A 21,001-nucleotide genomic window follows, 5' to 3' on the forward strand; every position below is an offset into this window, starting at 1 on the left:
ACGATGCATGTCGAATAATGACGAGGAGACCGTAGAGCAACGCCTGCGCGAGTTGCGCTGGGACGACGATGAAGAGACTAAGGTGCTCGAGGAAGATAGTTTGTCGGATCTGCGCAATTTTCGCGCGCCCGGCGTGGAACTCGGCAGCCCGAGCCCGGAGGGTGAGGCGCATAATCCCTGGGCTCAGCGCAGCGACGCGACCTTAGACTTTGACTCGGCGTCATGGACGGGCATCGACCCGGTCAGCGATGTGGTCCATCCGGCCCGGCGCGACAACCCGACGACGCTCGAGGTGGAGGTTGGCGAGGAGCAATTAGCGGCCCTGCGCGACGAGCGGCGCGCCCGGCTCAAGCAGCTCGACGCGGGCGCCCGACGCGCCCCAACGCCCCGCCCGGCGCCCCCCAGTCAGATTACGCCTTCGGTAAAAAAACGAACCATCCGCGAGCAGGCGCCCTCGGTCACGACGGGCTCCCACGACTTGCTAACCGGCGAGGCCGCGGCATATCGGCACTGGAATCTAAAAGAGACGTCGTTGGCAGGGATCCTATTGTCGCTGGTCGGTGTCAGTGAGCCGGCGGTGCTGGAACTTCACTCGGGCAAGAGCCGCGCGCAGTTATTGATCAGCGCGGGCCAGCTGCTCGAGGTCCGACTGCTGCCCTGCTCGGCGCAGCATTCGCTATGCACGAGTCTGGCGAAGAAGGGCCGGGTGACGCCGGCGCAGGCGGCCTCGGTGCGCCAATACGCGATGAAGCATGGAGTCAGCGAGGCGAGCGCTCTGCTCAAGGCTGGAAATTTACTGCCCGCCACGACGATTCGCGCCGCGGCGCGGGCGCGCCGGCGACATCTCATCAGTCGCCTTCTCCAGGCCCAATTGGTCGAGGCGAGCGCCTACCATATCGAATCGTTGCCCGAGGGGGCGCATGTCGCCCCGATTCCGTTGGTTGGGATCTTATTCGAGCGCGTCCGGGCGTATTATGACACCGCGCAGCCCAGCGTGAGAGCGAAGGCTGAGCAGCGATATCTCGGCATGCATCTGAAGCGGAAGCATAATTTCGCCTTCAGCATTAATCATCTTGAGGTATCGGTGAATGAGCGCCAATTGCTCGACCGGGTGCTCACGCGCGAGCGTCCCTATGACCGCGTGGTGCATAACTCGCCGACCTCACGCGACGCGACGCTGTCGATCCTGGCGGGGCTCGACGCGGTGGGCGTGCTCAGGGTGACGACCCCGGGGCTGTCGGAGCACGAGTCCTCGAACTCCGAGGAAGAGCTTGTCCGCGCGTCGATGCGCATTGACGCGATGGAATCTCGCCTAAAGGCCGAGAATTATTTCGACATACTCGAGGTCCATTGGTCGAGCTATGACGCCGAGATTTCGCGGGCCTATCAGGAGTTGAGCGCCTATTTTGAATTGATTAAGCAGCCGCTGGGGTTGGACGCGGCCCAGCGCGCGCGCCTCGGGGCGATTCGTGGAAAGTTGGATCGGATCTACGCGGTGCTGCGCGACCCGATTCGTCGGGCCGAATACCGCCGCACGCTGGTCCCGACGGCCAATATTCGCCGCGCGGCCCGAAAGTTTGATATGTTGGGCGCGGCGGCGTTTCGAAAGAGGCAATTCCACAGCGCGTTGGATTATTATCAGCGGCTCCTATCGCTGGAGCCCAATAATAAGAGCATCAGCCGGCTGCTGCCGGTGTTGCTCTCGCGCACCACGACCTAACGGGGCGCGCGAGCGCGCAGGGGCTTAGAAGTCCGAAATACGTTTGGTCAAACCGGGGTAGTCGACGAAGGGGTTGCGCGAGTTTTGAAGCGCCGAGATCTTTGCGTTGCGCGTCTTTTCGACCGCGTCGGGCGGGTCTTCGCGGTCCCATTTGCGCAGGATATGCTCCTCGCTCAGGGGGATCTTCAGGTCGTAGACGGTGGCGACGTAGAACATCGCGCGGGCGAAGTCCCCGCGCTTTTCTTTGCGGACCTCGAAGACGGGTTTGACCCGCGCGCCCGGGCCTGATTTCGACCCGCCGCGCGACCAGACCGGAACTTTTACGCTGCCGTAGTGCAGGTTGAGCCGGGCGGCGCGCGCTTCTCCGGTGACCGCGAAGCTATGGTGCAGATCGCTGCGCGCGGCGCTGGGGAGCCGGGTCAGCGGCCAGGCGTGCTCGACGGCGCCGGCGTTGGGGAGCGGTTGCTTAAAATACTCGATGGTCACGCCGGTATAAGCGCCTGCGGCCTTTCGCCCGTCGCCGTCGATCGAGCCCCAGAGGGCCGAGCGCGCGCCGATATAGGAGAGCGGTTGGTGCGCCGCGGACCAGTCCTTGCGCAGCGCCTCTTTGAGGCGGGCGTCGCGGAGCCGCGGATGGGGCTCCGGGCTGGGGCGAAAGACGCCGTTGGTGGAACTCAGCGGCGAGACTCCCGAGGCCAGCAAGGCCACGATGCACCCGTAAAAAAGCACCGACGCGACGAGCGCTGCGGTGATCATCGTGAAGTTTCGAGTCTCTTGATCTGATGGCTGGCGTTTCATAATCGCACTCGCGAGAAGAGGGGAGCTCCAATAACGACCTGCTTCTAAAGATTAGCACAGTCTCTGCGCGCGTCGCGAATAATCGGCATAAAAAAGGAATCGGCCCCGCGCTTGCGAAGAAGCGCGGGGCCGATTTGTCCTTCATTTAGCCCGCGTTAGGGCTGAAGGTCGCGGTAGGAATTCGGGCTGTAGTGGTGGATGGCCACGCCGATCGCCTTGGTATTGGCGTATCCCTGGACGAGGTCATCGACGCATTGGTTCATGGCGGTATAGCCCTCCTGGAAGAAGGAGGCCGCGTTAGGCGCGATCTGCAAGGGCCCGGTCTCGATGCCAAAGAGCAGCGGAGTTTGGGTCCACAGGGCCAGGTTCTGCTCGACGCCGCCGGTGAGGTTCGCGCCGTCGTTCTCCCCGTGAAAGAATGACGGATCGCCGTTCACATTGGGGCGGTTGTCGTAATAGTTCATGATGCCCAGGTAATCGACCGGGCTATTGGGCCCGTTAAAGAACGCGAGGATCGGCTTATTATAGTAGGCATAGTCGGCGCCGACGTCGCTCGCCAGGACCAGGCGGTGGCCGGTCTGGGCTTCATAGGCGTCGAAGGTCGCGCGGCAATCGTTCATGATGTCGAACCAACGCTGAGTCCACTCGGCGTTATAGCCCTGAGGGAGCCGGTTTTCCCACCACTGACCGCCCCAGGGGCCGCTGCGGATGGTGTGCGGCTCGATGTCGAGGTGGACGCCGTCGAAGCGCTCGGCGAGGTCGTTGGTGCCGAGGTTAAAGGAGACGATGTCGCGGCAGATTTGGCGGGGGGCCTGCGCGTTTGCGTCGGTGGTGACCCAGATGGCCTGGCCGTCGAGATACTCAACCGCGATCCCCTGGGCGTGGGCGTTTCGCAAAAAGGCGCGCAGATTCCCCTGGTGCGCGGGGTCGGTGATCGGGTCGTAGGTGACGGCGCGCAGTTGGGAGAATCGGTCGGTATTCGAGTGCGCGCGGGTCTCAACGAATAGGCGGTTGATCGAGCGCGACGCGTCGCCATGCGGGGCTGCGGCGAAGTTCAATAACTCAACCTGGGCGTTGCCGGTGTTTTCTAAGATATCCCGCGCGCTGGGCGACTCATCCCAGACCCACATCGCGCGCGTGTCGATGCGATTGAGGAAGGCCAGGCCATCTCCCGGGGTAGTGGGGACAGTGGGCTCGGTCGGCTCGGTCGGTTCAGTCGGCTCAGTCGGCTCGGTCGGCTCGGTCGGCTCGGTGGGCTCGGTGGGCTCGGTCGGCTCGGTCGGCTCGGTCGGCTCGGTCGGCTCGGTCGGCTCGGTCGGCTCGGTTGGCTCGGTTGGCTCAGTTGGCTCAGTTGGCTCAGTTGGCTCAGTTGGCTCGGTCGGCTCAGTTGGCTCAGTTGGCTCAGTTGGCTCAGTCGGCACGGTGGGCTGCTCTATAATGGTGTCGACCTTCGGTCGCATGTCCAGGAGTGCGCTATCTTTATGTCCCTTCGCGAGGGAGACAAGGAGGGGGTCAGAGTCGTCCCCATTATTCTCCTCAGGCTCTTCGTATTGGGGGAATTCCTTAATCGACTCATCTGTTGAATCGCCGCAGCCTACGGCGGCAATTGAGATGATAATAAGGGCAAGGAAACGACGACGAAACGATACTGCTTGTTTCTTCATAAACCTACCGAAATACAGGTGCTACTCGGTGATGCTTTTCATGGTCACCCAAATCCATCCAGGCTCTCAATTCTGGAAGTGATTGGTTTTGGGTTTTCTGAAAAGCGCTATGAAATCAGACGCTTAGTGGGCGTTTGATTTCTTGCGGTCGATTTATGCTATGAGGTTTTCAAGAAATGAACAAGCGAGTTTTAACCCGATTGGATAATTCTTTTGGTACTGTAATCGTCGTCGGTTTTTGCATATTTTTTGAGGGGATGGGATCAATAGCCAATTAAATATTAATTGGCGTTGATCCCTGTTTCTATATGTAAATTGTGGGGGCTGTGCTTGCGTCGGGAAGGATTGCCGGGCAGGGCGCGCAAGATATTTCTGTCGAGATATTTTTTAGGCAGAGCTCTGCCTTCGAGCCCGACTTTTGGGCAGCGACGTGGATGTGGCGGCGCGTGCAAGAGTGACGGCGCGTGCGCTAGTTAGTGCGCTAGTTAGTGCGCTAGTTAGAAGGAGACCTTGAGGTAAGCAGCGGGGCCGCCGTTTCGCCAGGTCGGGGCGATCTCTGCGCGTGCTTCAGTGGGGTCGTTGGACTCATCGGTGAGCAGGATGATGCTCTGAGCGATGACGGTGCCGCCGGCTGCGTAGAGGGCGAGCATCAGGTAGCGGGTATCGTCGATCTGACGCTGAACCTCGCGGTAGCGGTGCGCGCTGACGTGGTCGGGTAGGGCGGCGTAGTCGCGCTGCAGGGCGTTGGACTTCTCGCGATACTCAAGGGCGCCGCCGACCAGCGACGCGCCGGCCCCGGCGAGGCCCCAGGCGCTGTGCGAGAGCCAGGAGGTCGTGCTCGGAAGCGGCTTAACCTCAAGCACCGCGGGGGCTTGGAGGCGCAGGCGTTTGATTTCTCGTCGAGGCCAAAAAGCGGCGCTGGGCTCAGCGGCGCTCACCGACACCATCGCGATATGCCCGTGGGAGGCCATGGTCCGGTCGTTTCGGTGGTTAAATTCGATCTGCGCGCCGCGGTCAAAGCGGGCCACGAGCGTAGCGTCCGGGGCGATCTCACTAAAGCTGAGCTGTGCGGGGGGCTGGGCCGCCGACGCGGGGCCTATCGCGAGGACTGTGGAAAAAAATGCGAGCACGCCCATCATCCCAATCAAATCGCTGGGCTCGTGCGCTGCTTTCTTTTTGATATGCCTGGATAAAATGCTCAACACTCAACTCCTGAGCCGAGATCTCTGCAATATCTAAGATGTGCTGCAATTCGAAAAATAGGGGTCCGTTTTACGAAATATCTTGAGGCCCGCGACTTTGGGAACCACGATAATAACAGAAGAATTTCGGGATGTCTCGCGTCGTGCGCCAATTGTGGAGTAATCCTTATCCACAGTCGCCGGCGGACTCTCCTCCGAATCTAAGCGAGAGCACCCGCGGGGCAAGCGTGTCGCTTGTGTTTGCGCGCGGGCTTTTGGTAGAGCAGTGGGTTTGCGTGGGCTCGAGCTGGCAATCGCCCGCGATTGCGCGATTTGACCGGCGTTTCTGCAACAATATTCGTATGCTAAAAATTAAGTTGAGCTTCTGATCGACTTTTATACTGCGCCGCGAGGCATAATTTTGGAAATTGGCATCATGCATAGCAATCAAAAATCAGGCGTCGCTCCGGAATCTATCCCAACGGTCGGCTCGCGGGTTCGCCGCGCGGCGCCCTTCGCGCGGGTGCTTCTGATGGTCTTGGCGTTGGTCGCTTTCGCCGGATGCGGCGACGCGGTTGATAAGCCGGAGGATTGCACGAGCGTCGAGTATTTTAACGACGCCACGAAATTATGCACCGCGTGCCCGGCGGCGGTTGAGCCCAAATGCGAGGCCGGGTGCGGCTTCGAGATCGTGCGCGACGATAATAGTTGCCCGGTCGCCCAATGCGCCTCGCAGTGCCGCTGTGAGAGCGGCGAGTTCTTCTCCGACGACACCCTAAGCTGCACGGCCTGCGCCGAGGCGACCGTCGAGCTGCTCATCTGCGCCGAGTAAATCGCCCTGGGCCTGGGGGGCAACTTTCCGAATCATTCTATGATGCGCCCGATTCTCTCGGGCGCAACGCCGAGCCCGCTGACGTGTCGCAGTCAACTTCCCCGACAAAATCTGACCTTCCACAACCACTGGCCGCCGTTGATTTTAGCGACGCCGAGTGCGCCGCGATCCGCGTCGCCTTGCTCGGCTGGTATCGGCTCTACCGGCGAGAGCTTCCGTGGCGCGACATCCAGGACCCGTATTTGATCTGGGTCTCGGAGATCATGCTCCAGCAGACGCAAGTGGCGACCGTGGTCGCCTATTATCAGCGCTGGGCGCAACGCTTCCCCACCGTCGAGGCGCTGGCCACGGCGAGCCTCGACGAGGTGCTCGAGCAGTGGGCGGGGCTTGGGTATTATCGGCGCGCGCGTTTTTTGCATGAGTCGTCGAAGACCGTGCTCGAGGAGATGGGCGGGCGCCTGCCGCGCAGCGCGGGGCAGCTGCGAAAGCTCAAGGGTGTGGGGCCCTACACCGCCGGGGCGATCGCGTCGATCGCCTTCGGCCAGCCCGAGCCGCTGGTGGATGGCAATGTCGAGCGTGTCCTCGCCCGGCTGCGGGCGGTGCGCGGGGACGCCAAGAGCGGGGCGTTCCAGAAGCTCTGGTGGCGCCTGGCCGCCCGCGTGCTCGACCCCGAGGAGCCCGGCGACTTCAATCAGGCGTTGATGGAGTTGGGCGCCACGGTGTGCACCCCGCAGAATCCGAATTGTGAGGACTGTCCGGTGCGCGGGGTTTGTCACGCGTCGCGCACCGAGTCGCCCACGGACTTCCCGTCGCCCGCCAAGCGCACCCGCCAGCGCCCGGTGCGCGTGCGCAGCCTGGTGGTCGCCCGCGAGCTGCGCGCGCAGAACGACGGCGCTTTGACGCGCGAGTTTTTGCTCCTAAAGCGTCCGCTCGATGGCATATGGGGTGGGCTGTGGGAGTGTCCGAGCGTCGAGGTTTCGGCCCGCGCCGCGGATTCGAAGGTCTTTGGCGCGCTTCAGGATTTTCTCGCCAGCGCGGCCGGACTGATGCTCGAAGACCCGACTCAGCTGCAGCGAATCGGCGAATTCGTCCATCATTTCTCGCATATTAAGATGCAGGTCGAGGCTGATTATTGGGACGCGAGCGGCCAGAAGAATGCCGTCGGCGCGCCGGCTGCGCGGCTGCATGATGCGAGCGCCCGGCCGTATAAATGGGTGCCAGAAGACGCGCTGGATGCGGTGGCGATGTCGGCCGCGATGCGAAAAATCCTGGCGCTCTATCGCGCCAGGGATTAATCACCGGCGCGCATGACCCGCGTCTTGGAGCCGCGGCTTTCGAGCGTATCGAGCTCCTCGAAGGCTACAAATGCTGCGCCATTATTCGAAGTAACGCTGGGGAAATACCCACCGGCGCCGGTGTCATTGGCGACCGTATCGGTGATGAGTTGAGTGGCGGTGGTGCGCTCAATGCGCGTGCGCTTGATGGAGCGCCTGGCGCCGCTTAACGCCTCGTAATAGACCGAAAAGTAGAGGGTTTCGGGGATGATCACCGGGCGCCAATGCCAATCGGTTTGCCCGGTGCTGGCCTCGAGGTCGTCGTGCTGGCCGGGGGCGCCGAGCAGACCTGCGTCGAGCAGGGTGGCGGGCCGCGGCATGTGGATCTGGCCGTCGCTGGTGACCGTGAGCATCGCGGCGGCGACGCGGGTGTTCGGGCGGGTGGCGCGCGCGTCGGTCCAGGCGAGCGCGAAGCTGCGCCGGCTAATCGCGGCGATGGTCGGCGATGCGTTAAACGCCTGGACACCCTGGGGGACCGCGTCCACGCGGATCGCCCGGGACCAACTCAGGCCACCGTCGACGCTCGCCGAGGCCAGGATCTCCCAATTCGAGTCGCGATAATTCATCCAGGTGACCGCGATTGCCCCCTGGGTCACGGCCAGGCGCGCGTCCCATTGGCTCGCCGGCGCCTGGCCGTTCGCGCCCTGCATATTGCCCGGCAAGGCCATGGTTTCGTCGGCGCGGCGGTCGATCTCGGTGCGCACCGACAGGCTCTCAAAGGGGGCGTTGAGGTTGGTCTGCGCGAAGACCGCTCGGTTCACGCCGTTGATCTCTTGGACCCAGGTCATGTTGAGGACGTCGCCGCTGATCTTGAGGTCCGGGTGATATGCGCGCGGGCCGACAAATTGGGCGTCGATAATCTTGGGCTCACCGACGAATCGGTTCTGCTCGCGATCAAAGTTGAGATAGACCAGGCGGTTTTCATCGTCCCCGATCAGTTCAGCGACGATGTGCAGGTGGTCCTCCTTGGCGGCCATCGTGGGGCGAATGAGGTCATAGTCGGGCACCGAGATGCTGAGGTCGGCCAGCGGGGTCGGCGCGCTCTCGTCGGTGCTCCACGCGTCGCTATTGGAATGGAGGACCTGCATGCGAAGGCCGCGCTCGCCGATGCGCCCCTGGCTCGCCGCGACATATATGCGGTCGGCGACCGCCACAATAGCCGGGTGTGTCTCAACCGCCGGGGCGGTGTCGGGTGGCGCGGGTAGATCATTGGCCCAGACGCCCTCAACGCCGCTAATATCGAGCGGGTCGCTTGCGCCGGGGGCGAGCCGTTCGCCGGTCGCGCGAAGCGCCGCGCGCCGCTCTTCGGTCGACCACTCGGGGTGCGCAACGGCTGGATCTTCGACGACCCAGGGGCCGACGAAGAAGTTGCCCGCGGCGGCGCTGTCCTGGCCGATAAACGCCGCGCCCTGTGGGCTGTGGTGAGCGTCGCCGACCATCTGGACCTGTCCGTCGAAGTAGAGCTCGAAGAAGTCGCCGGTGATCTGTGGGACATACCCGCGGGTCATCCGAGGGCTGCGCTGCACCAAATTATAGGCGCCGAGCATAAAGCGGTCGGGCTGCCAGATCGGGGCGAGAGCGTCGTCCGCGTCGTTGGTGGTCGAGGGGGCGCCGGCCCAACTTCCGCGCTGGGCGTTGGGCTGCAGGAGCACGCGCGCGCCCAGGTCATCGAGGCGGTCCTGGATATCGGGCATCAACGCCGCGTCCGAAATTGCGACCGCGCTGGCACCCCAGGGGCTCTCGAAGGTGTGCAGCGAGCCCACCCGGGCGTCGCTCAGGCCGAGCTGCTGGCGCCCCATCGGGTTGACGTAGCTTTTAAGCGTCTCGTCGAGGAGTTCGCCGTCGGGGCTAAAGATAAGTTGTCGGGTGTAAATCTCGGCCGACTCCGCCTCATAGGCGTAGAGCGGCTCGACGATATCCGGGTCGGCCAGGCGCGGGACCCGCTCGGGGTCCTCGACGCGTTTGAAGGCCGGCAGCGTGACCGTCACCGAAATATAGAGCTGATAGTGGGCGGCGAGCTGGCCGAATGTGTCGTAGGTCGCGCGCACCAAGGGGTCGGTCATGGCGAGGGCGAAGCGCGCGTTGGTCGAGGTGTCGGGGTATTTCTCGCCGTAAAAAGCATAGGCGTTGGGCACTGCGGCGATCATCGAGCTCAGCGCGCGGCTGGCGTCGTCCATCTGCCGGGCGGCTGCGGCTTTTGGGCCGATCAGGAGCATCGGCAGGCTCATCGCCTCGGGGAAGACGACCAGCGAGGCGGCCTCTTCGGGGGTGCAGGGCAGGACTTCGTCGCGGATGAGTTGGTGGATGTGGGCGCGAAAGCTCTGGTGGGAGCTCAGCGCGCTGAGGTCGAGGCGGTAGCTGGGGACGAAGACGCGCGCGCCGAGTCGTCCGTTGGCCTGAGGGCCCACGGGCTCGGTGCGGCACTCCGGCAGGGGGCCGGCGACCGGGTCAAGGTCCGGGTTATAGCCGGGCGCGCCCTCGGTGGGGCCCGACGCGTCGTCGTAAGCGCCCGCGTCGAAATCATAGCTCGCGTCGAATTCCTGGCTCGTGTCGTAGCTGCCGCCGGTCGACGCGTCGTCGTAGGTCCCCGCGTCCTCTTGCCTCTCGACCTCCACATTATTGAAATCCGAGTCTTCTTTGCTCATATTTGCGGCGGGCTGCGCGCCGCAGCCGACCAGCAACGCGAGCAGCGCGAGCAGTAGCGCGACGCGTCCTCGGTTGAGGCGCGTAAATAGAGCGGAGGGATTTGGGTGCAAATGCTGCATGGTTACTCGGGTGATGAAGAACAGGGCGAAAATCAGCGTCGCCCGGAAGCTATGTACCTATATTGTGAAGCAAAACGGCATCGCACTACAAGAAAATGCCATAAAAACTTCGAAAGCTGCCATTGTGGCGGGCGAATCGCTTGTAAAGCTGTCGATCACGCGTATTTTGGTCGTGCGACTCGATATTGCTCGAGATACGCGCGCCTTGGCGAGCTTATGGCGCTGTGAGGGCCGCGTCGCGCAGCAATATCGAAGCGCCATAAGGGGCGTGCCCGAGGGGTGTTTTCTATCCCGGCTGGGCGTCTCGTATTTGGCGATCGACGTTCAGGGTGATACGCGTCGGGCAGCAATTGCCGTCCGATTCGGCCCTGTGATAATGGATTATGTCGCTGAAGTGATGCTTTCGACGGCCATGAGTGCCCAACCCACGTCGCGCCTATGACAAATACACGCTCAGAAATCAATGAATATCAACGGGTGAAGCTGACAGTGATCAGCGGCCCGGATGTTGGATTGATGCGTCGGTTCGTCGCGCGGCAATGTCTTGGCGTGGGGCGAGGGGCGCGAAACGACCTGATTTTGAGCGACGGCTATGTCTCCAATACCCACGGGGAGCTGTGTTTCGAAGACGGTGGGTTGGTCTATCGGGACCTGCGCAGCCGTCACGGAACCCTGGTGCGGGTGGGCGAGGAGTCGGTTCAGCTCAAAGATGCGTCGGCGGCGCAGCATATTTTTGTGAACGACGGCGCCGAGATTCAGGTCGGTCGCACGCTGATGCGCGTGGAGTTCGAGAAGATTCACGTGCGCGACAGCGGCGATATGTTGGGCGGCGGGGGGCCGCCCATCTCCAGGCCAAATCGCGGCGCGGATATCGACGACTATGTCGATGACACCAGCGAGGTGAAGATCAAGGAGTGGGCCGAAACCAGCCCGAGCGTCTCCACCGAGATGGCCAAAAATTTCGGGGGCGGCGCGCGGGTGGGCGGACCGCGGCTGGGTTCTTCCAACGCGCGCCCGGTCGCGCGCGGGCCGCGCGAGACGATGATCACCACGGCGATGCCCGGGGTCCAGACGATCCCGCAGAACCTGGCGCGCAATGACGACAGCCTGGCGATTCTTTTCCGGCTGGCCGGCGAGCTAAATAGTCAGACCCAATTGGATGATATTCTTCGGCTGATCGTGGACGCGATCTTCGACGCCTTTGACGCGGCCAACTTCTTCGCGATCACCCTGGCCGACGAGCCCGAGGATATCGCCGCCGCCGAGCCCTTTTTGACCCGGGTGCGCGGAAAATTGCCGGGCAAAAAGGATAAGGAGCAGGGCCCGCTGTTGAGCAAGAGCATCTTGCGCCAGGTGGTCGAGAGCCGCGAGAGCGTGCTCTTTGTGCGCGATTCGCTGGGCGACAATATCAGTCAATCCATCCTCGACGCCCAGATCACAGCGTGTCTATGCGCGCCGCTGCAGGGCCAGCATTCGCTGTTGGGCATCATGCAGGTCGATACCCGCGGCATGGGCGGGCTGTTCTCAAAGGCCGACCTCGACCTGTTTAGCGTCTTCGCCTCCAACGTGGCCTTCGCCCTGGAGCGCGCGCAACTGTCGGACAATATCGTCGAGATATTTGAGAGCTTCGTGGCCGCCAGCGTCAACGCGATCGAGGCGCGTGACCCGACCACCGCCGGTCATAGCCAGCGGGTCGCCGATTATACCGTGGAGTTCGCCGAGACGGTCAACGAGGTTCAGGCCGGCGTGCTCGCCGAGGTTCATATGGACCGCCGGGAGCTTAAGGAACTGCGCTACGCGGCGCTGCTGCATGATTTCGGCAAGATCGCGGTCCCCGAGAGCGTCCTGGGCAAAGAAAAGCGGCTGGCCCCCGACCACCTGGTGCTGCTCGCCCAGCGCTTCGAGACGGTCAAGACCCTTCACTATCAGCGCCTGATCCGCGGGCATTTCGGCAAGCAGCAAGATGCCTTGAGCGCCGCGCATTTTCAGGAGCTCGAGGCGCGCTACGCCCGTGACTGCGCCAAGATCGACCAGGACCTGGCCTTCATCATGCGGGTCGCCGAAGCCCCGTTTTTGGAGGACGCCCAGATCGAGCGGATCAAGCAAATCGGCGCGCGTCATTATATCGGGGTCGACGGCAAGCGCTGCCCGCTGCTGACCCCCTTTGAGGTCGAAAATCTCTGCATTCGCCGCGGCACGCTGAACCCGGAGCAATGGGAGAGCATGCGCTCCCATGCGCGCCGAAGTGAGCAATATCTTGAGCAGATCCCGTGGGGTAAAGAGCTCAAGAAAGTGCCGTGCATCGCCGGCGCCCACCACGAAAAGCTCGACGGCAGCGGTTATCCCAACGGGCTGGTCGGCCCGGATATTTTGCCCCAGGTTCGCATGTTGACCATCGCCGATATCTTCGACGCCCTCACCGCGGCCGACCGCCCCTACCGAAAGGCCGCGACCGCCGACGGCGCGGTGCGCGTGCTGCGCATGGAGGCCGAGGATAATAAGCTGGATAAAGATCTGGTGGAGGTGTTCGCGCTTCGCGTGGTCCCGAAATTGAATCTCTCGGGGCGCTGAGTTTTTTGCCTTATCGTCCGCCGCTAGCGGCGGCGCTCAGGGCTTGGTCCCCGCCTTCTTAGCGGCTTCGTCGTAATATTTGAGCGACTTTCGAAGGTCTTCGAAATCGTCGTCCGACCCCTCGGAAAACCCACTGATTCGAAGCACTTCGCCAATTTCGGGCACGCCGTATTCCTTCTGGGGGTCGAAGGCCAGAAGGGCGTCGCGCAGTTGATTCGCGACCGAAGCCGGGAGCATCGGGCTGGCGGCGACGGTGTCCTGGGGGACGTGTCCGGCGACCTGGATGATGCGGATGCGCGTGATGGGCACGCCAAAGGTGTCGGCGCTGAGGTATGAGCCCGAATAGGTCGCCGCGACGTCGCATTTCCCGTCCAAGAGGTCGCGCAGGACCTGGATATGGTCGCCGCTCCACACGATCTCTTTGATGAAGGTCTCCGGGTCATATCCGTTGCGGCGCAGCAGCGCGCGCGGCAGGAAATAGCCGGTGGTTGAGCCGCGGTCGGTGAAGCAGAAGACCTTATTCTCGAGGTCTTTGAGGGCGCGCATGCTCGAGTCCATGCGGGTGACCAGCAGGGAGTCGCTGGAGGTCGCGCCCCCGAATTGGCGCAGCGCCAGGAATTGGATCTTGGGCTCGGCCGCCTGGGTCTGGACATAGAGCAGCGGCGGGAGCATCGCGATATCGTATTTGCCGCTGCGCAAGCCCTCCGACAGGGCCTCGTAGCTCGGCGTGATCTCGGCCGAGATTGGGCGCTGCAGGGTCTTCTCAAGATAGGGCGTGAGCAGCGAGACCTCGGGGAATAAGAGGTCGTGCGGGGCGATGGGCGCCCAGCCAATGCGCAGCGTCTCGCCGAGCAAGACCGGCGCCTGCTTCGAGGCGTGCTCGGCGCTTGTCGAGGTCTCCTCGCCCGGGGTGAATGGGTTGACGATAAAGAGCGCCAGGGCGGCCAGCACCAGAACAAGCACGCCTGCGCCGAACCAGATGGTCCGCTGCTGGCTGGGCGCGGCGGGCGGGTTGGCCGGCCCGCCGCCCTGGCTCGCCGCTGGGGCGTTGGCCTGGGCGTGTTGTTGGGTATCTTCGCGCAAGTCGTCGCGGCGCGCCGACGAGGGCGTCGGGGCCGAAGGGTGCGGCGCCGATTGCGCGCGGCTCACTGGCGACGGGGTCGGCTGAGGCGAGGCCGGGCGCGACGGGCTTGGCTGTGACAGGTCTGAGCGCAGCAGCGCGCGTCGGTTTTGGGAGAAGCCCGAGCGGCTGCGGGTCGGCGAGGGCGGAGTCGCGTCCTCACCGGTGAGGATATTCGGGTGATAGGGCTGCGGCAGGGCCGCGCGCCGGGCGCCGGCGACCACGGTCGCCGCCCCGTGCTCATCCAACGGGCGCTCCATATTCGAGCGCGACCCCGACCCGGTGCGGTGCAACAAGCCGCGCTGCTCGTTCGATGTGAGCGAGCGCTCCAGGGCATCCTGCAGGGTCGCCTGACGGTTCTTCAGCTCCACGCCGGCGAGCTCTTCGAGGTATTTGGCCAGGATATCTTCGCCGTAGCGAATGCGCTGGTCGCGACAGGCCTGCATCAACTCGCTGCGAAACGCCTCGGCGGTCTGGTAGCGCTGCTCGCGGTCTTTGTGCAGCGCGCGCAGCACCACGCGGTCAACCTCGGCCGGCACCCGCGCGTTATAATCACTGGGTGCGGGGCTCGGCTCCTGAACCACCGCGCGCATCATATCGAGGTCTTTCTCGCGCTTGAAAAGCCGTTTTCCGGTCAGCGACTCCCAGATGACGATGCCCAGCGCGAAGACATCCGCCCTGCGGTCGAGCTTATGCCCCTGGCATTGCTCCGGCGACATATAGGCGAATTTGCCCTTGAGGTGCCCCGAGTGGGTCGCCTCAACGCCGCGAGACGCCTTGGCGACGCCAAAGTCCAGGACTTTGACGAAGCCCTCGGTGGTGCACATCAGGTTATGCGGGGAGATGTCGCGGTGAATCAGCCCCAGGGGGTTGCCGTCCAGGCCGCGCAGCTCGTGGGCGGCGTGCAGGCCGCGCGCCGCCTGGTCGAGCACCGAGCAGGTCACCTCGACCGGCAGCACCGAGCCGGCCTTCTCGGCCAGTACCTGCATCTCGCGCACGGTGCTGCCGTGGATATATTCCATGGCGATATAATAATTGCCGTTCTCTTCGCCGAGCTCAAAAATCTGGATGACGTTCGGGTGGCTCAGCCGCGCGATGATGCGCGCCTCGCGCAGGAACATATCGACGAAGGACGCGTCGCCCGCCAGCTTCGGCAGGATGCGCTTGATGACGACCAGCCGCTCCAGGCCGGCCAGGCCGCGCTCGCGGGCAAGAAATATCTCGGCCATGCCCCCGGTCGCCAGGTGGGCGACCAATTCATAGCGGCCAAACATATGTTTTTGCGACGAAGGCTGAGACACCAATTGTCCAGAGTACGGCGAAGGTTGATGGGCGCGAGCACGCACGCGCTTAGCATATGAGGCGAGCACCTCAGAGCTAAAAGATATTCGGCAGATCGTTAGGCTTGCAGTCTATAGTAAATGCATCGTAATCAAAACTCTGTCCGCTGACAAAGTGTCAGATTGATCCCGAAAACGAGATTATTATGAGCTATAACACGCGTCGTGCCAAAAGGATTTCATCCTCACTCCTGCTTTTCTTCGGCCTGCTTTTAGGCGCCGCCTGGTTGAGCGGATGTCAGGCGCCCGAGTGCGAGCAAATGACCCGCTGCTGCGCGGCGATCCAGGACTTCGAGGGCGTGGGCAAAGCCTGCGGAGAGATGACCGCCGGGATCAGTGACCCGGACACCTGCCGCTCCGTGGTCAGCGCCGCCCAGGCGATGCTCGAAACCCGCGAGGGCGACATCCCCGAGGCCTGTGTGCTGGCCGAGTAGTCAGAGCTTCTCGACGCGAATCTCATCGCCGGCGTTTAACTCGGAGACCCCTTCGTCGACGATGCCAAAGGCCGTGGCCTGGCAGAAGAGGCGAAGGTTGCCCGAGTTCTGGTTGGGCGTGGGGTAAAAGATCGGCCGCGCGCCGGTGGCGTCCGGGCCCGGCTCCTCGAGCCGACCGCTTAAATAGACGCGGCGGCGCGGGGTTGTCTTGACCGCCGTGGCCAGGGTGGCCGGGATGGACGCAAGCGGCGCGCCCGGGTCGGCCGCCACCTGCGCGCCGTCACCGCTGAGCAAGTCGAGCGCGGGGCGCACGAATTGGTGAAAGCCGACGAAGCAGGCGTTGGGGTTACCCGGCAGCCCGAGCAGCGGCGTCGGCGCCGTGTCGGCCCTGGCGACGCCGAAGGCGAGCGGCTTTCCGGGCTTGATGCGGATCTTCCAAAAATGCATGCCGCCGGTGAGCTCGTCGACGATCGGGCGGGTCAGGTCGAACTCGCCGACCGACATCCCGCCGCTGCTCAACACCAGGTCCGCCCCGGCGATGGCCGCGTCGAAGGCCTGGCGAATCGCGTCTTCGTCGTCGGGCGCGATGGGCAGGATCTGGGCGACGCCGCCGTATTCCTCAACCAGCGCGGCGAGCAGGTAGGCGTTGGAGTTGACGATCTGGGCGGGGCCGGGCGGGGTGCCCGGGTCGACCAGCTCGTCGCCGGTGCTCACGATGGCGACCCGCGGCTTGCGCGTGACGTTTACCATCGGGCGGCCAAAGCCGGCGAGCAGGCCGACATCGGCCGCGCCCAGGCGCACGCCCGGCTCGAGGATGACTTCGCCTGCGGCCATATCTTCGCCCACCTGGCGCACCCATTGCGCCATTTTTACGGCTTCGGGGGCGTCGAGGGTGAGCAGGTTGGCGGCGGCGTCGACGCTGCAATATTCGAGCATCACGACGGTGTCCGCGCCGCCGGGCAGCGGCGCGCCGGTGGTGATGCGCGCGGCCTGGCCCGGGCCGACTTCGCGCTCGCTGGGGGCCCCGGCGGCCGATGAACCCACGAGCTCAAGCGCGCCCGTTTCGCCCTGAATATCTTGGAATCGAAGCGCAAAACCGTCGCGCGAGGAGTGGGCAAAGCGCGGGGTGTCCGCCGGGGCTGCGATGGGTTCGGCGAGGATGCGACCGGCGGCCTGAGCCAGGAAAACGCGCTCGGCGCCCAGGGGGGTTAGGCGCGCCAGGATACGTTCGCGCGCCTCTTCGACGCTGATAAAGTGTTGCATGCCTTATTCTCTATAAATGCGGGAGCGGGTGCTCAGGTGCAGGGGGCGGCCTGCGCGAACACCGACGCGCTTTGCGCGTCCGGGGCCATGGAGTTGCTTGTCTGGGGCGCCGGCTCTTCGGCCGCCGGCGTCGTCGGTGACTCCTTGTCGGGCTCGGCTGATTTGATCTCTGCGCCCTCGGGAAGTTGCGCCCAGTCGGGGTTGCCGCAGGGGGTGTTGGCCAACTCTTCTGCGCTCAGCTTCTTCACCTGATAGGGCGTCGCGATGCTCGTTTTTTTCCGCGCCCGATCATCTTTGGCGTCCGGCGCGCTCGAGCAGGCGCCAAGGCCCAGTGTGAGCGCGGAGAGGCAAAGAGCCGCGATGATTGATGACGTTTTTCGAATCATAAAAGATGCCTGCGCTAAGCTGAAAATCAACAAGATGATACGATCAATCCTGGCAGCCCGGGTGTGCGCTGCTGGCGCGATTGTCGATATTTAAGAAGAAATTATAGCAATAGTCGGCCGACGGGCTTGCGCCGAGGACGTAGCGGTTCTCCACGATATAGACCGGGTCGAGCAGCCATTGGCCCTGGTTTCGCTTCCCCGGGGTCGCCAGCCAGCTAAATGGCAGCCGCCCGTTGGCGTCGGTGGCGTTGCTCTGCAGGTTCTTCGGCAGCATCAGGACTTCGTCGGGGCCCACGCCGGTCGGGCGATCCGTGCCCTCGGGGCGATAGGAAAACGGCAGCTCAAAGAGCCCGTCGGTGTCGTAATTGCCGCGCAGCGTCCACAGGCTACTGGGGATGGGGAGCAGCTCGTAGCGCATCTCCCAAAACCCGGTGTCTGCATTTTTAGTGGCCTGCTCAAAGGTCTGGCCGGTGTCGCCCGGGCGAAGGACGACGCCGCTGGTGGGGCGCGCCGCGCCGGGCGCTGCGCCGGTCGACGGTCCCGGGAATTGCGCGCTGGCGTGCAGGCAGAATCCGTCTCGCCCGGTCTGGTACCAATGGCAGGCCTCGTGGCTGCCGGCCGGCACATAGAGCGGGAAGTGCGTGCCGTCTTCGAGCTGGCTGAGCGGGAAGGTGCTCATGCTTCGGTCCCCGAGGTCGCCGCCGGGCACCCGCGCCGGGCTGCCCTCGGGCTTAAATCCATTGGTCAACTCACGCGCCGCGGCCAGCGAGACGTTCTCGGTCATCAGCATCTTGTCGGTGGCCTTGTCGACCACCACCAGCAGCCCCGCGAAGTCGTGCTCCGCCCGGGTGTCGACCCCGTAGCGCGACGGATAATAGAGGAAATAATGCAGGAAATAATAGCTGGTGGACTCGGTCACGCTATAATAGATCGAGGCGTTGATGGGCGTCGCGGCGCGCATCGAATTGCTCTGATTGTCCACCGCCGAGCGGTTCCCATCGAAGTCAATGCGGGTCGGGATGTCGGCGTCCGGGCGCGTCGGGTTGACGATATTATCGCCCTGCTCGTTCGGGGTGACGCCCTCGTTTAGGTCGATGCCCTGGTAGATAAGCGGGGCCCAGGTGCGGGCGAGGGTGGCGTGCTTGGCCGGCTCCTCATATGCGGTCGAGAAGGCCACGGTCACCTTCGGGTTCACCCCGACCATTCCCATATTGCGCACCCCCGAGCGAATCTCGAGGGTATAGCCCTCGGCCGGCTTGAGCGGCTCAATCGGGGAGAGCGTGGTGGTGTAGGTCTCGGCGTCGTATTCTATGTCGGCGTCGAGGCTCATATTATTGGCGTCTCGAAATACCAACGAATAGAAATTCATCGAAACCGGGTCCATCGGCTCGTTGAACTTAATCGTGAGTTGGGTGTCCAGCGCGACGTCGCTGTCGCCGTTGGCCGGGCTGGTCGAGATAACGCGCGGCGCGTCGCCCGGCGTCGTGTCCGGCAGAGTATTATTGCCCGTGGTATCCGAGCTGTTATTCGGGTTGGTCCCCGCGTCGGGCGTCGGCAGCTTGCAGGTCTGGTCGATGCAGCGATAATCGCCCCCCGGACAATCCGAGTCGTAGGTGCATTGGCTTATCTCGCGCGCGATGCACACCCCCTGCAGGCAACTCTGAGTCTCAGGGCAGGGATTGTCGATGGAGCATTGCGCGCCGTCGTCGGCGGTGGCGTCGTCGTCGGCGCAGGCGCTCGTGAGGAGCGATAGGGCGAGGAAAACACCCGCGTAGCGCGTGATTTTTGTGGACCAGCGAGGACGGCGGGCTCGGGACAGGTGGGGGGCGTGCATAATCTCTCCATATATACTGCAAATGCGCAGCCAAAACGTGGCTGGAGCTTAACAAAAGACCTGCGCAACGGCCAATATCAATATCACACACTAAGATAGATTGCGCCGGGGTTTTTGCCCAATATTTGCCGCGTTGGCTTCCGAGATCTCTATGGTCTCTGCGCGGGCTCAGTGCTATGTGCCAGAGCCGTGTACTCGTATGAATCCCATGTAGTTGAAGACGGAAAATATCATGAAATACCCCGGGCTCATTCTCCTGACCGTCGCGATTTCCCTGGTCGCGTGCAAACCCCGCGATGTGGCGCCCACCGCCGAGGAGCACGCCGCGATTCTCAAAGACGCCCCGGAGCTCTTCGTCCCCGAAGCCGGCGAGCGCGGCCCGGGCCTGGTCGGGATCGGTAATATTTATCTAGGCCAGGAAAAAGACGCCGCCCTCGCCGAGCTCGCCAAAATCTGCCCGAAGACGATGGAATACCGGGCCGGCGACGCCGGTGAGAACGCCTGGTTCCGTGGGTGCGTGCTGCGCAAAAGTAAGGACGGCATCTTGTCGGTGCGCGTCGGTTTTTGGCCCCGGATTGGCGACCGCGTTTCGACCCTGGATATCAAGCGCGACGATATCACCCTTGAGCAGGCGCGCGAGCGCTTTCGGGCGCTGGTCCCGGAGGTTACCGGCGAATACCCCCACCCCGGGGTCATCGAGATGCGCGCCGAGAAATACCAGATGCTCGCCGATATCGACGAGGGCGTCGACGGGCCGACGCATGTCGCCGTCGGCTATAGCAAGCCGTTTGCCCGCACGCTCGAGAGTCAATAAGTCGACGCCGGCCAGGCCCGGATGCTCGCGCGTAGGCGCGCGATTCGGGTGAGAACAATGTGGATTGCCCACCTGAGTTGAGATGATGAGCGTACACGGCCCAAACCGCTATATCTTGCTGCTCGCCGCGCTTCTGTGGGCGGGCGTGGTCGCCTCGGGATGCTCCGATGACGGCGCGCGCGCCTGCTCAACGCAGGAGGATTGTTTCCTCGGCGAGGAGTGCATCGCGCAGCGCTGCGTGTCGGCGGACGCGGTCGTTCCCGGGCACGATATTTCTGGCGAGGATGTGTCGAAAGACGCTGACGCGGCGACCGACTCGGGCGCGCCTGACTCGGCCGGGGCGGACGCGACAGACGGCGAAGACGCCGGCCCCCAGGTCAACCGTTGCGAGATGCCCGGCGCCGAGGCGACCTGCAGCGCAGACCCCCTGGAGATGGGTGATTCGTATACCTCGCCGATTTTGCTTGGCCCCAATTCTGTCTTCGGGCCGGGTAAGGGCTGGTGCGACGGGTTTTTGGGCTCCTCCCACGCCTATGATACACAATTATGCGGGTACGAGCGCGATATTTACCGCATCTTTGTGGATAATCGCTCGCCAAATACCTGCATCGCAGGGGCGGCGAAGATCACCGCGACGGTCACGCTCGGGGCGGGGTGTGACCGGGAGTTCTTCGATATTTTTCCGTATTGGAATTCTGGCGTGAGCATCTGTGACTCCGACCCCAGCGTCGAATGCCAATGGTCCGGCGATAATCGAGAGTTTCAGATCGTCTGGAGCCGGCCGGCGGAGCAGACATTCGACGCGCTGTTTAGCGTGGAGTCGTCGACCGCCGACATTAAGCTGGACTATCAGGTCAAGGTGAAGGTCGAGGCCTACTAAGCGCGCGTGTGCATGACCGCAAAAAACGCCGCCCCGCAGTGATGCGGGGCGGCGTTTTTTAGTGC

The 21,001-nt window shown here is 63.4% G+C and carries 16 protein-coding genes; 8 read left to right on the plus strand and 8 right to left on the minus strand.

The window, feature by feature from the left end; all coding sequences use genetic code 11:
* Positions 1 to 7 precede the first annotated feature (7 nt).
* A complete protein-coding gene (locus DN745_RS02265; RefSeq protein WP_111331789.1) occupies positions 8 to 1,720 on the plus strand; it encodes a J domain-containing protein in 1,713 nt (570 codons plus the stop codon).
* Between the two features lie 24 nt (positions 1,721 to 1,744).
* Here DN745_RS02265 and DN745_RS02270 read toward each other — a convergent pair whose 3' ends face one another.
* The 3 genes from DN745_RS02270 to DN745_RS02285 form a co-directional block, all read right to left on the minus strand.
* Positions 1,745 to 2,518, minus strand: coding sequence for an endonuclease (locus DN745_RS02270; RefSeq protein WP_111331791.1), 774 nt, complete (start codon positions 2,516 to 2,518; stop codon positions 1,745 to 1,747).
* Between the two features lie 155 nt (positions 2,519 to 2,673).
* Positions 2,674 to 4,182, minus strand: coding sequence for a hypothetical protein (locus DN745_RS19685; RefSeq protein ID WP_239497563.1), 1,509 nt, complete (start codon positions 4,180 to 4,182; stop codon positions 2,674 to 2,676).
* Positions 4,183 to 4,679: 497 nt separating this feature from the next.
* Complete coding sequence (locus tag DN745_RS02285) at positions 4,680 to 5,384, minus strand: hypothetical protein (protein ID WP_111331795.1); 705 nt, start codon at positions 5,382 to 5,384, stop codon at positions 4,680 to 4,682.
* A 415-nt stretch (positions 5,385 to 5,799) separates the two neighbouring features.
* Between DN745_RS02285 and DN745_RS02290 the strand changes: the two genes are divergently transcribed.
* Entirely contained in the window at positions 5,800 to 6,195 is a 396-nt protein-coding gene (locus DN745_RS02290) for a hypothetical protein (RefSeq protein WP_133621708.1), read from the plus strand.
* 83 nt (positions 6,196 to 6,278) lie between these two features.
* Positions 6,279 to 7,490: an A/G-specific adenine glycosylase gene (gene mutY / locus DN745_RS02295; RefSeq protein ID WP_162687400.1), complete on the plus strand. Its 1,212-nt coding sequence runs from the start codon at positions 6,279 to 6,281 to the stop codon at positions 7,488 to 7,490.
* Here mutY and DN745_RS02300 read toward each other — a convergent pair.
* Positions 7,487 to 10,294, minus strand: coding sequence for a hypothetical protein (locus DN745_RS02300; protein WP_111331801.1), 2,808 nt, complete (start codon positions 10,292 to 10,294; stop codon positions 7,487 to 7,489). The genes mutY and DN745_RS02300 overlap by 4 nt on opposite strands.
* Positions 10,295 to 10,304: 10 nt before the next feature.
* Here DN745_RS02300 and DN745_RS02305 point away from each other — a divergent pair, with 10 nt between their 5' ends.
* Both DN745_RS02305 and DN745_RS02310 read left to right on the plus strand, forming a co-directional pair.
* Positions 10,305 to 10,736 carry a hypothetical protein gene (locus DN745_RS02305; protein ID WP_133621709.1) on the plus strand — a complete coding sequence of 144 codons (432 nt, stop codon included), beginning with the start codon at positions 10,305 to 10,307 and terminating at the stop codon, positions 10,734 to 10,736.
* A 35-nt stretch (positions 10,737 to 10,771) separates the two neighbouring features.
* Positions 10,772 to 12,865 (plus strand): HD domain-containing phosphohydrolase, encoded by a 2,094-nt coding sequence (locus DN745_RS02310; RefSeq protein ID WP_162687401.1) that lies wholly within the window; start codon positions 10,772 to 10,774, stop codon positions 12,863 to 12,865.
* Positions 12,866 to 12,901: 36 nt separating this feature from the next.
* Here the strand turns inward: DN745_RS02310 and phnD are convergent, their stop codons facing one another.
* Positions 12,902 to 15,259, minus strand: coding sequence for a serine/threonine-protein kinase (gene phnD, locus DN745_RS02315; RefSeq protein WP_111331807.1), 2,358 nt, complete (start codon positions 15,257 to 15,259; stop codon positions 12,902 to 12,904).
* Positions 15,260 to 15,471: 212 nt separating this feature from the next.
* On the opposite strand from phnD, the gene DN745_RS02320 reads away from it, so the two are divergent.
* Positions 15,472 to 15,759: a hypothetical protein gene (locus DN745_RS02320; RefSeq protein WP_111331809.1), complete on the plus strand. Its 288-nt coding sequence runs from the start codon at positions 15,472 to 15,474 to the stop codon at positions 15,757 to 15,759.
* On the opposite strand, the gene DN745_RS02325 is transcribed toward DN745_RS02320, so the two are convergent.
* From DN745_RS02325 to DN745_RS02335, 3 genes are read right to left on the minus strand one after another with little or no spacing between them, the layout of a single operon-like run.
* Complete coding sequence (locus DN745_RS02325; protein WP_111331811.1) at positions 15,760 to 17,022, minus strand: molybdopterin molybdotransferase MoeA; 1,263 nt, start codon at positions 17,020 to 17,022, stop codon at positions 15,760 to 15,762.
* Positions 17,023 to 17,054: 32 nt separating this feature from the next.
* Complete coding sequence (locus DN745_RS02330) at positions 17,055 to 17,408, minus strand: hypothetical protein (protein WP_111331813.1); 354 nt, start codon at positions 17,406 to 17,408, stop codon at positions 17,055 to 17,057.
* Positions 17,409 to 17,451: 43 nt separating this feature from the next.
* Complete coding sequence (locus DN745_RS02335; RefSeq protein ID WP_111331815.1) at positions 17,452 to 19,242, minus strand: Ig-like domain-containing protein; 1,791 nt, start codon at positions 19,240 to 19,242, stop codon at positions 17,452 to 17,454.
* Between the two features lie 214 nt (positions 19,243 to 19,456).
* On the opposite strand from DN745_RS02335, the gene DN745_RS02340 reads away from it, so the two are divergent.
* Positions 19,457 to 20,056 (plus strand): hypothetical protein, encoded by a 600-nt coding sequence (locus tag DN745_RS02340; protein ID WP_133621711.1) that lies wholly within the window; start codon positions 19,457 to 19,459, stop codon positions 20,054 to 20,056.
* Between the two features lie 82 nt (positions 20,057 to 20,138).
* Positions 20,139 to 20,936, plus strand: coding sequence for a hypothetical protein (locus tag DN745_RS02345; protein WP_111331819.1), 798 nt, complete (start codon positions 20,139 to 20,141; stop codon positions 20,934 to 20,936).
* Positions 20,937 to 21,001 lie beyond the last annotated feature (65 nt).

The sequence above is a fragment of the Bradymonas sediminis genome (assembly GCF_003258315.1).
Lineage (GTDB): Bacteria > Myxococcota_A > Bradymonadia > Bradymonadales > Bradymonadaceae > Bradymonas > Bradymonas sediminis.